Origin of the sequence: Paracoccus sp. R86501 (genome assembly GCF_042466435.1) — a bacterium.
Classification (GTDB): Bacteria; Pseudomonadota; Alphaproteobacteria; order Rhodobacterales; family Rhodobacteraceae; genus Paracoccus.
Window position 1 is genome coordinate 1087985 of record NZ_JAXHPZ010000001.1, and the last position, 12816, is coordinate 1100800.

The 12816-nt window shown below is 64.4% G+C and carries 14 protein-coding genes; 4 read left to right on the forward strand and 10 right to left on the reverse strand.

Annotated features, from left to right (window positions below):
- Positions 1-61: 61 nt before the first annotated feature.
- The gene (locus tag SJY40_RS05310) at positions 62-901 is read right to left on the reverse strand and encodes an AAA family ATPase (RefSeq protein WP_378943550.1); all 840 of its coding nucleotides are present in this window, start codon (positions 899-901) and stop codon (positions 62-64) included.
- Positions 902-1076: 175 nt separating this feature from the next.
- On the opposite strand from SJY40_RS05310, the gene dksA reads away from it, so the two are divergent.
- Both dksA and SJY40_RS05320 read left to right on the forward strand, forming a co-directional pair.
- On the forward strand, positions 1077-1499 hold the full coding sequence (gene dksA / locus SJY40_RS05315; RefSeq protein WP_378943552.1) for an RNA polymerase-binding protein DksA: 423 nt from the start codon (positions 1077-1079) through the stop codon (positions 1497-1499).
- A 74-nt stretch (positions 1500-1573) separates the two neighbouring features.
- On the forward strand, positions 1574-2707 hold the full coding sequence (locus SJY40_RS05320) for an FAD-dependent oxidoreductase (RefSeq protein WP_378943554.1): 1134 nt from the start codon (positions 1574-1576) through the stop codon (positions 2705-2707).
- 4 nt (positions 2708-2711) lie between these two features.
- Here SJY40_RS05320 and glmM read toward each other — a convergent pair whose 3' ends face one another.
- Genes glmM through SJY40_RS05340 form a run of 4 tightly spaced genes read right to left on the reverse strand, consistent with a single transcriptional unit; the run spans position 2712 to position 6153 of the window.
- Complete coding sequence (glmM, locus tag SJY40_RS05325) at positions 2712-4055, reverse strand: phosphoglucosamine mutase (RefSeq protein ID WP_378943556.1); 1344 nt, start codon at positions 4053-4055, stop codon at positions 2712-2714.
- Complete coding sequence (gene folP / locus SJY40_RS05330) at positions 4052-5044, reverse strand: dihydropteroate synthase (protein ID WP_378943558.1); 993 nt, start codon at positions 5042-5044, stop codon at positions 4052-4054. Before folP ends, glmM begins: the two co-directional genes overlap by 4 nt.
- A gap of 11 nt (positions 5045-5055) precedes the next feature.
- Complete coding sequence (locus SJY40_RS05335; protein WP_378943560.1) at positions 5056-5847, reverse strand: dihydroneopterin aldolase; 792 nt, start codon at positions 5845-5847, stop codon at positions 5056-5058.
- 57 nt (positions 5848-5904) lie between these two features.
- Positions 5905-6153 (reverse strand): cell wall hydrolase, encoded by a 249-nt coding sequence (locus tag SJY40_RS05340; RefSeq protein WP_378948288.1) that lies wholly within the window; start codon positions 6151-6153, stop codon positions 5905-5907.
- Here SJY40_RS05340 and SJY40_RS05345 point away from each other — a divergent pair.
- Positions 6152-6295, forward strand: a complete 144-nt coding sequence (locus tag SJY40_RS05345; RefSeq protein ID WP_378943562.1) for a hypothetical protein — start codon at positions 6152-6154, stop codon at positions 6293-6295. The two genes, SJY40_RS05340 and SJY40_RS05345, sit on opposite strands and share 2 nt — an antisense overlap.
- Before the next feature lie 531 nt (positions 6296-6826).
- On the opposite strand, the gene SJY40_RS05350 is transcribed toward SJY40_RS05345, so the two are convergent.
- From SJY40_RS05350 to SJY40_RS05360, 3 genes are all read right to left on the reverse strand, one after another.
- Entirely contained in the window at positions 6827-9367 is a 2541-nt protein-coding gene (locus SJY40_RS05350) for a putative PEP-binding protein (protein ID WP_378943564.1), read from the reverse strand.
- Between the two features lie 76 nt (positions 9368-9443).
- Positions 9444-10061, reverse strand: coding sequence for a peptidylprolyl isomerase (locus SJY40_RS05355; RefSeq protein WP_378943566.1), 618 nt, complete (start codon positions 10059-10061; stop codon positions 9444-9446).
- A complete protein-coding gene (locus SJY40_RS05360) occupies positions 10054-10560 on the reverse strand; it encodes a peptidylprolyl isomerase (RefSeq protein WP_378943568.1) in 507 nt (168 codons plus the stop codon). The genes SJY40_RS05355 and SJY40_RS05360 overlap by 8 nt, the downstream gene beginning before the upstream one ends.
- Before the next feature lie 195 nt (positions 10561-10755).
- Here SJY40_RS05360 and SJY40_RS05365 point away from each other — a divergent pair, with 195 nt between their 5' ends.
- Positions 10756-11958, forward strand: a complete 1203-nt coding sequence (locus tag SJY40_RS05365; RefSeq protein WP_378943570.1) for a phosphoglycerate kinase — start codon at positions 10756-10758, stop codon at positions 11956-11958.
- Positions 11959-12016: 58 nt separating this feature from the next.
- Here the strand turns inward: SJY40_RS05365 and SJY40_RS05370 are convergent, their stop codons facing one another.
- Both SJY40_RS05370 and SJY40_RS05375 read right to left on the reverse strand, forming a co-directional pair.
- A complete protein-coding gene (locus SJY40_RS05370) occupies positions 12017-12439 on the reverse strand; it encodes a hypothetical protein (protein ID WP_378943572.1) in 423 nt (140 codons plus the stop codon).
- Between the two features lie 69 nt (positions 12440-12508).
- Positions 12509-12715: a hypothetical protein gene (locus SJY40_RS05375; protein ID WP_378943574.1), complete on the reverse strand. Its 207-nt coding sequence runs from the start codon at positions 12713-12715 to the stop codon at positions 12509-12511.
- Positions 12716-12816 lie beyond the last annotated feature (101 nt).

Sequence of the window (12816 nt, forward strand, 5' to 3'; positions counted from 1 at the left end):
CTCCCATATATGTTGCGGCGCCAGCCTAGGCGGGGCAGGGCCCGCGCCGCAAGCCTGACCCTTAGCGCTGTCGGCGCGACATGAAGGCCAGCCGTTCGAACAGCGCGACATCCTGTTCGTTCTTCAAAAGCGCACCGTGCAGACGGGGCAGCATCGTGGCGGGATCACGCTTCAGATCCTCGGGGGCCAGGTCTTCGGCCAGGATCAGTTTCAGCCAGTCCAGAAATTCGCTGGTCGAGGGCTTTTTCTTCATCCCCGGCACCTCGCGCAGATCGGTGAATTGCGTCAGCGCTTCGTCCAGCAGGCGGGGTTTCAGGTTCGGGTAATGGACGTTTACGATGGCGCGCAAGGTTTCGGCATCGGGAAAACGGATATAATGGAAAAAGCAACGGCGCAAAAATGCGTCGGGCAATTCCTTTTCATTATTCGAGGTAATGATGACGACCGGTCTTTGCGCCGCGCGAATTGTCTGGCCTGTTTCATAGACGTGAAACTCCATCCGGTCCAATTCCTGAAGCAGATCGTTTGGAAATTCGATATCGGCCTTATCGACTTCATCGATCAGCAACACGACCCGCTGCGGTGCCTCGAAGGCCTGCCACAGCTTGCCCTTGCGGATGTAATTCGACACTTCGTTCACGCGGGCATCGCCCAGCTGGCTGTCACGCAACCGGCTGACCGCGTCGTATTCATACAGGCCCTGCTGCGCCTTTGTCGTTGATTTCACGTGCCATTCGATGATCGGCATCCCCAGGCTGGTGGCAACCTGACGGGCCAGTTCGGTCTTGCCGGTGCCGGGTTCGCCCTTGACCAGCAAGGGCCGTTCCAGCGTCACGGCGGCATTGACGGCGACGGCCAGGTCGGGGGGCGCGACATATCGATCTGTCCCGGTGAATTGCATCAAGACTCTCCTTTTTCGTGAACTGCTTGGCCGAAAGTGCCTGTTGCCCGACCCGTGATCCGGGGTTGTAATGAATTAGGCTGCGCAAACATAGTGACAAGCAGGCAGTCATACTTTAATGGGGCGCGCAAGGTGCCGGAAACTTTTGCTCCGCCCGGCGCCGCCGGAGGACGTAATGAAAGCCCAGACCTTCCTTCCCAAGGATTATCGCCCCGCCGAGGACGAGCCCTTCATGAACGAGCTTCAGCTCGAATATTTCCGTCGCAAGCTTGAAGCCTGGAAGCAGGAATTGCAGGACCTTTCGGCAGAAACGCTTGAAGGCCTGCAGGACAGCGCCCGCAGCGTGCCCGACCTTGCCGATCGCGCAAGCGAGGAAACCGATCGCGCGCTGGAATTGCGCACGCGCGACCGTCAACGCAAACTGGTCAGCAAGATCGACGCGGCGCTTCGCCGCATCGAGACCGGCGAATACGGGTATTGCGACCTGACCGGAGAGCCGATCAGCCTCCGCCGTCTTGACGCCCGCCCCATCGCCACCCTGACGCTCGAGGCGCAAGAGCGTCACGAACGCAAGGAACGCGTGCACCGCGACGATTGATCACGCAGCATATTGCAACGATCGCCCCGCCGATGCTGGTCATCAGCGGGGCTTTTTTCATACGGGGGGCGTGAATGACCACCAAGGGTGCATTGCAGGGACGCAAGGTCACGGTCGTCGGTGCGGGGATAGGCGGATTGACCGCCGCCATCGCGCTGGCCCGTCGCGGCGCGCAGGTGACGGTGCTGGAACAGGCGTCCGAACTGTCCGAGGTCGGCGCGGGCATCCAGATCTCGGCCAATGCGGTCAGGGTGCTGGATGCCTTGGGGCTTGCACCGGCATTGGCGGACCACGCGCTGCGCAACACGGGCGTCCGGCTGCATGATGCCGCGGGCAGGGTCGTGCTGAGGATGGACTTGCAGCAACACAGGCCCGATGCGCGGTTTCTGGTCATCCACCGCCCTCGCCTGATCGATATCCTGCAAAGGGCCGCCTGCGATGCAGGCGTCGCGCTTCATCTTGGACAGCGGGTCGCGACACCGCCCGCCGGACTGGTCATTGCGGCCGACGGATTGAAAAGCCCCCTGCGGCAGCATCTGAACGGCCAGCAGGTTCCCTTCTTTACAGGTCAGAGCGCGTGGCGTGCGACCATTCCCGATGCGGCCGCCGATCACGCCGTGGCGCAGGTCTTCATGGGGCCGGGGCGGCATCTGGTCAGCTATCCCCTGGCGCATGGCATCCGCAATATTGTCGCCGTGGTCGAGCGCCGCGACTGGCAGGACGAAGGCTGGTCCCACGCCGATGATCCCGGCAACCTGCGCGACGCATTCGCCGATTTCGGCGGGCCAGTGCCGGGGTGGCTGGCCCAGGTTCGCCAGACCTCGGTCTGGGGGCTGTTCCGACATCCCGTGGCCACACGCTGGCATGACGACCGGTTGGCCCTGCTGGGCGATGCGGCCCATCCGACCCTGCCGTTTCTGGCGCAAGGGGCCGGCATGGCGATCGAGGATGCATGGACGGTCGCGGCCTGCCTTGACGCCGATCCCGACACGCGGGCGGCCTTGGCGCGATATCAGGGCATTCGTCAGCCGCGCGTCACGCGCATCGTGCAGGCCGCCAATGACAATGCCCGCAACTATCACCTGCAAGGGCTAAAGCGGCGGGCAGCGCATGGTGTTTTGCGGCTGGCCGATCGTTTTGCGCCCCGACTGATGCCGGGGCGCTTTGATTGGCTTTACGACTATGATCCGGTGACGGACTGCCCCTGAGGGGTCAGGCTGCGACCTCGACCGCGGCGACGATGCCGTTAACGACCTCATGCAGGGTGGTTTCATCCTCGGCCTCGGCCATGACGCGGATCAGCGGTTCGGTCCCCGATTTGCGGATCAGCACGCGACCCGATCCCGCCAGACGCGCCTCGGCATCGGCGATGACCTTGCGGACCGCATCCTGCGACAGCGGATCGGCACCGGCGGTATAGCGCACGTTCTTCAGCAGCTGCGGCACCGGCTGGAACTGGGACACCAATTCGCTGGCCTGCTGGCCGGTTTCGGCCATCGCGGCCAGAACCTGCATCGCCGCGACCAGACCGTCGCCAGTGGTGGCGTAATCGGTCATGACGATATGGCCCGACTGTTCGCCCCCAAGGTTGAAGCCGCCTTCGCGCATGCGTTCCACGACATAGCGGTCACCGACCTGCGTGCGTTCCAGCCGCAGGTTGCGCGCCTGCAGGAAGTGCTCCAACCCAAGGTTCGACATCACGGTCGCGACCAATGCGCCCCCCGCCAAGCGACCCTGTTCGGCCCAACGCGCGGCCAGCAGCGCCATGATCTGATCGCCATCGGCCACCTTGCCGTTCTGATCCACGATGACCACGCGGTCTGCATCACCGTCCAGACTGATCCCCAGATGGGCGCCATGTTCGCGCACGGCGGCGGCGCAGGCCTCGGGGTGGGTGCTGCCGACACCGTCGTTGATGTTGAAGCCGTCGGGTTTGACCCCAAGCGGGATCACATCCGCGCCCAGTTCCCACAACACATCCGGTGCCGCGCGATAGGCGGCCCCGTTGGCGCAATCCAGCACGACCTTCAGCCCGTCCAGCCGCAACCCCGAGGGCAGGGTGGTCTTGGCATATTCCATATAGCGACCGCGCCCGTCATCGATGCGCTTGGCACGACCGATATTCTGGGGCTGCGCAGGCTCGATCTCGCCCGCGACGATTGCCTCGATCTCGGCCTCGGCTTCGTCGGACAGCTTGAAACCGTCGGGGCCGAAGAACTTGATGCCGTTATCCTCGGCCGGATTGTGGCTGGCCGAGATCATGATCCCAAGATCCGCCCGCATCGAGCGTGTCAGAAAACCCACCGCAGGCGTCGGCACTGGCCCCAGCAGCAGCACGTTCATGCCGGTGCTGGTCAGCCCCGCCGTTAGGGCGTTTTCCAGCATATAGCCCGACAGGCGCGTGTCCTTGCCGATGACCACGCGGTGCCGGTTGCGCCCGTCGCGGCGGAAATAGCGCCCCGCCGCCGCCCCAAGGCGCAGCGCCATGTCAGCGGTCATGGGATAGGTGTTGGCGCGACCGCGCACACCGTCGGTTCCGAAAAACTTCCTGCTCATGTCCCTGTCCTTCCGTTCTCGTTGAGGGCGGCGATCAGGCGCAGCCCTTGTGCGTGTTCCGCGACATCATGGACGCGGTGGATCTGGATGCCCTGCGCCACGGCGGCAAGGCTCAGCGCCAATGTCCCCGGCGCGCGGTCCCGCGGTGTTTCGGCCCCGCCGATCCGGCCGATGAAGCGCTTGCGCGAGACGCCCAGCAGAATCGGACAGCCCAGCCCGTGATACAACGAGATCCGCCGCAGGATCGCCAGATTATGCGCTTCGGTCTTGCCGAATCCGATACCGGGATCGATCACGATCCGGTCTGCGCGAATTCCCGCCGCGCGGGCGCGGGCGATCCGATCCTGCAGGGCATCATAGACGTCCAGCACCACGTCGTCATATCGCGGGTCGTCCTGCATGTCGTGGGGCAGACCCTGCGCGTGCATCAGGCAGACGGGCTGGCCGCTGTCGGCCACGACAGACGGCAGATCCGGGTCGAAGTCGAAGCCCGAGACGTCATTGACCATCGCCGCCCCTGCCTGCAGCGCAGCTTGGGCCACCAATGCCTTGCGCGTGTCAACCGACACCGGAACCGCCCCCGACATCGCCCGAATGGATGGCAGGATGCGAGCGATCTCCTCGTCGACAGGGACTTCGGTCGCGCCGGGACGGGTGGATTCGCCGCCGATGTCCAGAATATCCGCGCCTGCAGCGATCAGCGCCCGCGATTGCGCGATGGCGTCATAGCTGCCGCCGTCGGAAAAGCTGTCTGGCGTGGCATTGACGATGCCCATCAGGCGGGGCCGGTCCATCGCCAGCCCCATGACCGGCACGCGGGGGGCGGTCAGCGCTGCAATGACATCGGCAGGGGCTTCGGACACAACTACAGGCGCGTGACCGCGCTGCAGACGTTCCAGCAGGGTGAAGCCCGTCCAGCCGCCGGCAAGGCGCCAGCGGCCGCCGTCGGCTTGCGGGATGGGGCGGTAATAGACACGGGTGTCGGACATGGTGGCTTTCCTCAGGGCACCAGGACGCGGTCGATCCTTGCGGGCAGGTCGGCGTCCGTGGCGGGAAGCGGGGCATCCTTGGGCAATGCAAAGGTCAGCGTGCGGGCCTGCAGGCGCGTCGCCAGCCATATCCCCAAGGTTTCGGCGGTCTGACCTGCGGCAGCCTCGTCGGCGGTCAGGCGGCTTGGTGCCCAGACCACCTGCTGGCCCGACAGAGCGGCGGCGTCCAACTCGGTGCGGGTTTCGGCGACCTCAAGGTCCAGCGCACCGGCCAAGGCCCAAGCGGCCTGATCCATTGCCAGCAACGCGATCCGACGGCTGTTGCCGCCTTGGGGCAGGGGCAAGCCCGGGGCCGATGGCACGATGATCAGGCCGCCCGCCGGAATGGGGGCACCTGCAGCATGGACCAGAATGGCGGGTTCGGCCGTGACGCCCGTCGCGTCCAGCCGTGCAGCCCGGCGCGTGATCGAAACGCCAAGCGCGCCCGGCCCGCGGTCAAGCTTTTCCACCGTCACGGCGACCTGCGCGGCACGGGGATGGGCCAGAACCTCGGCGGCGATCTTCTCGGCCAAGGTTTCCACAAGGTTATAGCGTTGATCGGCCAATGCGGTCGTCACCGCCTGCGTCAGCACGTCATAGGACAGGATGTGATCGACGTGATCATCGCTGCCCGAAACGCTGTGACGCAGGTTGACGGTGATGTTGAAGCGCAGCCGCTGTTCTAGCCCGCGTTCGGACTGAAAAGCGCCGATATCGGCGGAGAGCACGTGGTCGCGCAGAAAAATACGGTCAGCTTGTTCCATGACCGCCATTCACAGGAAATCGGCGCGCTGGACAAGCCCCGCCGATCACCGGTCCCCTCAGTTCGAGGCGACGCGCTGTCCCGTGCGATAGAAGATGTGGCGTCCGATCTGGACGGTCTTCTGGAAACGGCGGGCCCATGCCGGGCGAACGGCGGGCGTGTGGAAATAGGTCGCCCCGCCGGTCAACTGACGCGGTGCGCCCGACAAAGCGTCCTGCGCGATGTCCATGGCACGCAGATATGCGGCCTTGTTGCGGATCGGTTTGTGACCGCCGATGGTATAGCTGAACTGGCTGGGCTGACGGATGACGCCGCAGACGCTGGTGGGGAAGGACCGGCTGTTGAACGCGGTTCAGAATCACTTCTGCCACGGCGCGCTGACCCTGCGCACCCTCGCCACGGGCCTCATGGTAGAGGGCTTCGGCAAGGCAGCTCAGATCTTCCTTTGAATACCGTGTCTTAGCGCTTGCCAGATGCAGCTGCGCGACAGGTTCATCCGGTGAAATTTGCACTTTCACAGGTTCGGCATCCGTGTATAGAAGCGGCGTAGGACGCGGCATGTTTGCCGCAGCCTGCAACGAGCCGAAAAACCCGGCTTCCGAGGAGAAAAGCGATCCGCTGCCACCGGCAGAGGCGCTTGTCGCGATGAAGGGTATGGCAGTGGCAGCACAAAAGCAGACGTGCGCCAGCCGTGACAGCAGCATGGGCATGTGTAGTCCTATATCAGGAACCCGTTGAGAGGGCGTTAAGGCGCGTGCTTCAGGGCAGACTGAAGGGAACGTGCGGTCTGACGCAGGACTTAAGGTTTCTCGGACGCCTCGCGCCATCCCACATCCCCGTGAGACGTGGAACTTGCCGGATTTTCCCGAATTCCGGCAGGAATCCGCCACCGACTTTTTGGCGTTACGGCAAGATTCAGCACAAACTGGCACTGCGCCCCGCAGCGACACGCTGCGAGGTCACAACCAAAAGTTGCAGAATCAAGTGGATTCGCGCGGTTTCCGGCTGCGGATCGCGGATTGCGCCGCCGCCAGGCGCGCCACGGGCACGCGGAACGGCGAACAGGATACGTAATCCACACCCGCATCATGGCAGAAGGCGATGGATTCCGGGTTGCCGCCATGTTCCCCGCAGACCGAGATGGTGATCCCCGGCGATTGCCTGCGCGCGCGCTGGACACCGGTCAGGATCAGTTCCCCCACGCCGTCTTCGTCCAGGACGTGGAATGGGTCTTCGGCATAGACGCCTTGGCCAACATAGGTGCCCATGAATTGCCCCGCATCATCGCGCGACAGGCCATAGGTCATCTGCGTCAGATCGTTCGTGCCGAAAGACAGAAACGCCGAATGCGCGGCGATATCACCCGCCCGCAGCGCGGCACGCGGTGTTTCGACCATCACCCCAAGGCGATAGGTGAAATCGGCCCGCCGTTCATTGCGCACGGCGGCGGCCACGGCATCGATGCGGGTCTTGACCAACTCAACCTCGCGCATGGCGCTGACAAGGGGGATCATGATCTCGGGGACGACGGGGTCGCCCTTCTGGCTGGCATCGACGGTGGCTTCGAAGATGGCGCGGGCCTGCATGTCGTAAATTTCTGGAACGGTGATCCCCAAGCGGACGCCGCGCATGCCCAGCATCGGGTTGAACTCGGTCAGGGCCTCGACCCGCCGGATGACATCGGACAATGGCAGGTCCAGCGACTCGGCCAGTTCACGCATGCCTTCGCGTTCATGAGGCAGGAATTCGTGTAGCGGCGGGTCGAACAGGCGGATGGTCACGGGCAGGCCGGCCATGATCTCGAACAGGCTGCTGAAGTCCTTGCGCTGCATCGGCAGGATACGCTCCAGCGACAGGCGGCGATCGTCAGGCGTGTCGGCAAAGATCATCTCGCGCATGGCGGGCAGGCGGTCGGCGTCGAAGAACATGTGTTCGGTCCGGCAAAGCCCGATGCCCTGTGCCTGAAAGCGGCGCGCGGTCTTGGCGTCTTCGGGCGTGTCTGCATTGGCCCGGACCTTCAGACCGCCAGCTTGGGACGCCCAGTCCAGCAGTTGGGTAAAAGCATCGTCCAGCGCGGGCGGTAACAGGACCGCGCTACCGGCCAACACTTCACCCGAGCTGCCGTCGATGGTGATGATGTCGCCTTCCTTCAGCACACGCTTGCCGGCGCTCAGGGTGCGGTTCCGGGCGTCGATGACGATGCCGTTGGCCCCCACGATGCAAGGCAGGCCCAGCCCGCGCGCGATGACCGCCGCATGGCTGGTCGTGCCGCCGCGTTCGGTCAGCACCGCGACCGAGGCATGCATGCCGCGGATATCCTCGGGGCCGGTTTCGCGGCGGACCAGGATGCAGGCCTCGCCCCGCGCATTGGCGGCCTGCGCAGCAGTGGCGGAAAAGACCAGATAGCCGGTCGCCGCGCCGGGGCTGGCGTCGATGCCGCGCGCGATCAGGTCGCGGGGCGCGCGCGGATCGACCTGATGGTGCAGCAGGTCGGCCAGCGCACGGGGTTCGACGCGCATCAGCGCCTCATCGTGAGGAATGATGCCGTCGCGCGCCAGACTGACGGCGATACGCACGCCCGCCCGCGATCCGCGTGCCACGCGCACCGCATCAATGACCGAGATCCGGCCCTCGGTCACGACGAATTCGATCTGCATCTCCTCGCGCAGGCGCTTGCGCGATGCGGCGCCGAATTCGCAGAGGGTGGCGAAGATGTCGGGGTCGGTGTCCTCAAGCGCGGGGCCGCGGTCGTCCTTGGTCAGATACATCGTCTCGGCACCCACGCCGATGGCGCCACCGTGATGCTGGCCACGGAAACGCCCCGTCACGCGCGGCGTGCCGGTCACCGGGTCGATGAACTGGATCGAGCCCGACCCACACAGCCCCGGCCCAAGCGCCAAGGCCATTTCCTGCACCACCAGCCCAAGCGGGGCATCGGCGGGCGCGCCCTTGGCCTGACGCAGCAGGCGGGCGGTGGGGCCGTCCCACGCGCGGGCCATGGACCGCAGCACCTGCGACAGCTGCTCGGCCGGGTCCTGAGGGAAGGGGGCGTCCATTTCGTCGCGATAGCTGCGCAGCGCCTGCGCCAAGGCGTCGGGGCCGTCATGCGTGAACATGTCGGGGTCCAGCCGCGCGATATGGATGGCATAGCTTTGCACGAAGGACAGATAGACGGCATCGGCGTTGGCCTGTCCGATCTGTTCCGTAAGCTTGGCGTGCAGTTCATCGTTGATGCCGACGTTCAGGACCGTCCCGGGGCCGCCCCATTCAGGCATCACCGCCGAGGGGCGGACGCTGACTAACCCGCTGCCCGACAGGATGTCGTTCAACACCTCGGGGCGGATGCTGCGGCCTTGGGCGATCAGGCGGACGGTATTGCAGCAGATGGCAAAGCTGCGCGGAACGGGCAGGTCCATCCGCACCAGCCGTTGCAGGCATTTCGCCCGCCAGCCGTGACGTGCCCGGTCGATCCGCCCCGACGGGGTGATCAGCGTCGCCTCTGAGAGTTCCTGCGTGTTCATTGCGCGGCAGCATGGCCCCGCCACGACCGTGCCGCAAGTGCGAAAAAGGGGGCCGAGGCCCCCTTTCCCTGTCAGATCAGGCGTCGTCGCCCTCGGTTTCGGCGATGGTCACCGTCATCATGTAGTCGGGTTCCGACACCGAGCCATTGGCCGCGCTGTCGCCCTTCTTGATGGCGTCCAGCACGTCCCAACCTTCGATCAGCTGACCGACGACGGTATATTCGCCGTTCAGGAAGGGCGCGGGGGCCAGGTCGATGAAGAACTGGCTGTTCGCGCTGTTGGGGTCCATGGCGCGGGCCATGCCCACGGTGCCGCGGTCGAACTCGGTCTCGGTGAATTCGGCCTCGAGGTCAGGCTTGTCCGAACCGCCCATTCCGGCATTGGCAGTGTCTTCGCCCTGCTTGCCATTCTGCACGTCGCCGGTCTGCGCCATGAAGCCCTCGATGACGCGGTGGAAGACCACACCGTCATAAGCGCCGTCCTTGGTCAGCTCGACCAGACGGGCGACATGGTTCGGGGCCAGATCTTCGCGCAGATCAAGGACGATGGTGCCCTTGGATTCGCCTGCGGCGTCAGCCACCTCAATGACCATGTTCGGGCCATCGGTGTCTTCGACCTGCGGGTTCGAGGCCTGCGCCAGCGCCGATCCGGCACCAAGCGCGATGAAGGCGGGGATCAGGGCCAGATTACGCATCTGCGGCCACCTTGACCGAGATCATGCGGTCGGGGTTCACCGGCGGCTCGCCGCGCTGGATCTTGTTAACATGCTCCATGCCGGAAATCACGCGACCATAGACCGTGTATTGACCGTTCAGGAAATGATTGTCGTTGAAGTTGATGAAGAACTGGCTGTTGGCACTGTTCGGGTTGGCCGAACGTGCGGCGCCGATGGTGCCACGATCGTGCGGCAGCTTGCTGAATTCGGCGGGAAGGTCGGGCTTGTCCGATCCGCCGGTGCCTGCGCGGCCGGGGTTGTAGTCCTTTTCCATGTTCGCATTGGCGACATCGCCGGTCTGCGCCATGAAACCGTCGATGACGCGGTGGAATGCGACGTTGTCATAGGCACCGGCGCGGGCCAGTTCCTTCATACGTTCGGCATGCTTGGGGGCAACATCGCTCAGCAGCTCGATGACGACGGGGCCGTCCTTGAGGGTGATGATGATGGTATTCTCGGGGTCTTTATACTCGGCCATAAGGCCCTCCTTTGGCATGTTCGACCCCTGATCTAGGCATTGTCCGGCCCAAGGGCAACGCGCGAAACCGTGACGCGTGCATTGCAGATGCCCGGCAAGCGGGAAGCTGCACAGTCCCGATGATCGCCACAGTTGACGTTACGCCCGCCATCGGGGACAAGCCAAGACAACGCGCACAGCCCGAAAGGACGCCTCATGGCCAAGTTCAATACGCTCGACGAGATGGATCTTGATGGAAAGATCGTCCTGACCCGCGTCAACGTGAACGTGCCCGTGGAAAACGGCCAAGTGACCGATACCACGCGCATCGACAAGATTGTCCCGACCGTCAAGGACATCCAGTCCAAGGGCGGCATTCCCGTCCTTCTGGCCCATTTCGACCGTCCCAAGGGCAAGCGGGTCGAAGGCATGAGCCTGAAGCAGATCGTCCCCGCATTGGAAGCGGCTCTGGGCCAGCCCGTCGTCTTTGCCGATGATTGCATTGGAGGTCCTGCCAAGCGCGTCGTTGCCGCGCTGGAGCCGGGCCAGATCGCGCTGCTGGAAAACACCCGTTTCCACGAGGGTGAGGAAACCAACGACGCGACCTTCGCTGCATCGTTGGCGGCGCTTGGTGGTGCCTATATCAACGATGCGTTTTCGGCGTCCCACCGCGCCCATGCCTCGACCGAAGGGCTGGCCCGTCTGCTGAACGCGGGCGCAGGCCGCCTGATGGAGGCCGAGCTGCTGGCGCTGGAAGCTGCGCTTGGCGAACCGCAGCGTCCGGTCATGGCCGTGGTCGGCGGTGCCAAGGTGTCGTCCAAGCTGGACCTGCTGATGAACCTGATCGACAAGGTTGATCACCTGGTTATCGGCGGCGGCATGGCCAACACCTTCCTGGTCGCCCAAGGCGTCGAGGTCGGCAAGTCGCTGGCCGAACGCGACATGGCCGATACCGCCAGGGCGATCTTGGAAAAGGCCGATCAGACCGGCTGCAAGATCCACCTGCCGGTCAACATCGTGGTCGCGCGCGAATTCAAGGCGGGTGCCGCCAGCGAAACGCTGCCGGTCGCCGAATGCCCGGCCGACGCGATGATCCTGGATGCCGGTCCCCAGACCGTCGAGGCGCTGCGCGAGGCGATGACCGCCTGCAAGACGCTGATCTGGAACGGCCCGCTTGGCGCCTTCGAGATCGAGCCTTTCGACGCGGCCACCAATGCCGCCGCACAAGTGGCCGCCGAACTGACGCGTAACGAACAGCTGGTTTCGGTCGCAGGCGGTGGTGATACCGTTTCGGCGCTGAACAAGGCGGGCGCGGCGCAGGACTTCACCTTCATCTCGACGGCGGGCGGTGCCTTCCTGGAATGGATGGAGGGCAAGGTTCTGCCCGGCGTCGCCGCATTGGAAGCAGCCAAGCACTGAGATCGGGCTGCCGACTGACTGGAACGGGGCCGCGATCGCGGCCCCGTTTTTGCATCTATTACCGGCCGAACAGACCGGCCAGCACACCCCGGCGCGGAGGTGTCGAAGTGGCCGGCGGTTGCTGCGGCGCTGCCTGCGGCTCGGGCTGCGGCGCGGGCTCGGGGGCCGTGCTGTCGAGGTCTTGCGCGGGTTGCGGGTCGTCAGTTGTGGCTTGGGCAGCCTGTTCAGGCTCGGGCTGCGCCTCGGGTTGTTGGCCTGCCTTGGCGCTGCTGCGATAGCTTTCGGTCTTTCGCAGCCATTCCGAGGATAACTCGCCCGTCATTCCCCCCGCCGATTTGCTGTCCGCGACCTCGGTCACGCCCTCGGCGGCGACGGTGATCGGGCGTTGGAAGATGTTGCGTTGATCCGCCGTCAGATCCTGTGCCGTCAGGGGGCGGATACCGAATAGGGAAAGGTGCTGATTGCCAAGCGGGATACTCATGAACGGGCCTTTCGACAGAGGGGGCGTTAAGGTTGATGCCCTGTCTATCGATGCGCGAAACGGCTGCGGCTAGGCGGCTTTCATTAAGGTTTTATTGACCACGTTCGGCCTGAACGGCATGGCAAAAGCCTCGTGCCGTGTAATGTCTGCACATTTATATTGGATATCAATCTGATCGGTCAGGGCGTCAATTCGCCAATGATGCCGGGAATGCGCCTCCGGCCAAGCTACAGATTTTTGTCCGATCGTGGCGCGTTTGGCCGTCGCCTGCGTCATCCAGCAATCATTTGCAGTAAAAATATCTTGCCATTCAACTTGAGGTTGTTGCGCCCTTCAAGTGATTCTGCGAAGCGAAAAAGGGGGCCGCGACGGCCCCC

Excerpts from the sequence above, each read along its gene's own strand:
- SJY40_RS05365 (WP_378943570.1), top strand. The coding sequence starts at position 10,756 with ATGGCCAAGTTCAATACGCTCGACGAGATGGATCTTGATGGAAAGATC.
- SJY40_RS05355 (WP_378943566.1), bottom strand. The coding sequence starts at position 10,061 with ATGCGTAATCTGGCCCTGATCCCCGCCTTCATCGCGCTTGGTGCCGGA.
- SJY40_RS05320 (WP_378943554.1), top strand. The coding sequence starts at position 1,574 with ATGACCACCAAGGGTGCATTGCAGGGACGCAAGGTCACGGTCGTCGGT.
- SJY40_RS05360 (WP_378943568.1), bottom strand. The coding sequence starts at position 10,560 with ATGGCCGAGTATAAAGACCCCGAGAATACCATCATCATCACCCTCAAG.
- SJY40_RS05335 (WP_378943560.1), bottom strand. The coding sequence starts at position 5,847 with ATGGAACAAGCTGACCGTATTTTTCTGCGCGACCACGTGCTCTCCGCC.
- SJY40_RS05375 (WP_378943574.1), bottom strand. The coding sequence starts at position 12,715 with ATGACGCAGGCGACGGCCAAACGCGCCACGATCGGACAAAAATCTGTA.
- SJY40_RS05345 (WP_378943562.1), top strand. The coding sequence starts at position 6,152 with ATGACGCCGCAGACGCTGGTGGGGAAGGACCGGCTGTTGAACGCGGTT.
- glmM (WP_378943556.1), bottom strand. The coding sequence starts at position 4,055 with ATGAGCAGGAAGTTTTTCGGAACCGACGGTGTGCGCGGTCGCGCCAAC.
- dksA (WP_378943552.1), top strand. The coding sequence starts at position 1,077 with ATGAAAGCCCAGACCTTCCTTCCCAAGGATTATCGCCCCGCCGAGGAC.
- SJY40_RS05310 (WP_378943550.1), bottom strand. The coding sequence starts at position 901 with ATGCAATTCACCGGGACAGATCGATATGTCGCGCCCCCCGACCTGGCC.
- SJY40_RS05350 (WP_378943564.1), bottom strand. The coding sequence starts at position 9,367 with ATGAACACGCAGGAACTCTCAGAGGCGACGCTGATCACCCCGTCGGGG.
- folP (WP_378943558.1), bottom strand. The coding sequence starts at position 5,044 with ATGTCCGACACCCGTGTCTATTACCGCCCCATCCCGCAAGCCGACGGC.
- SJY40_RS05370 (WP_378943572.1), bottom strand. The coding sequence starts at position 12,439 with ATGAGTATCCCGCTTGGCAATCAGCACCTTTCCCTATTCGGTATCCGC.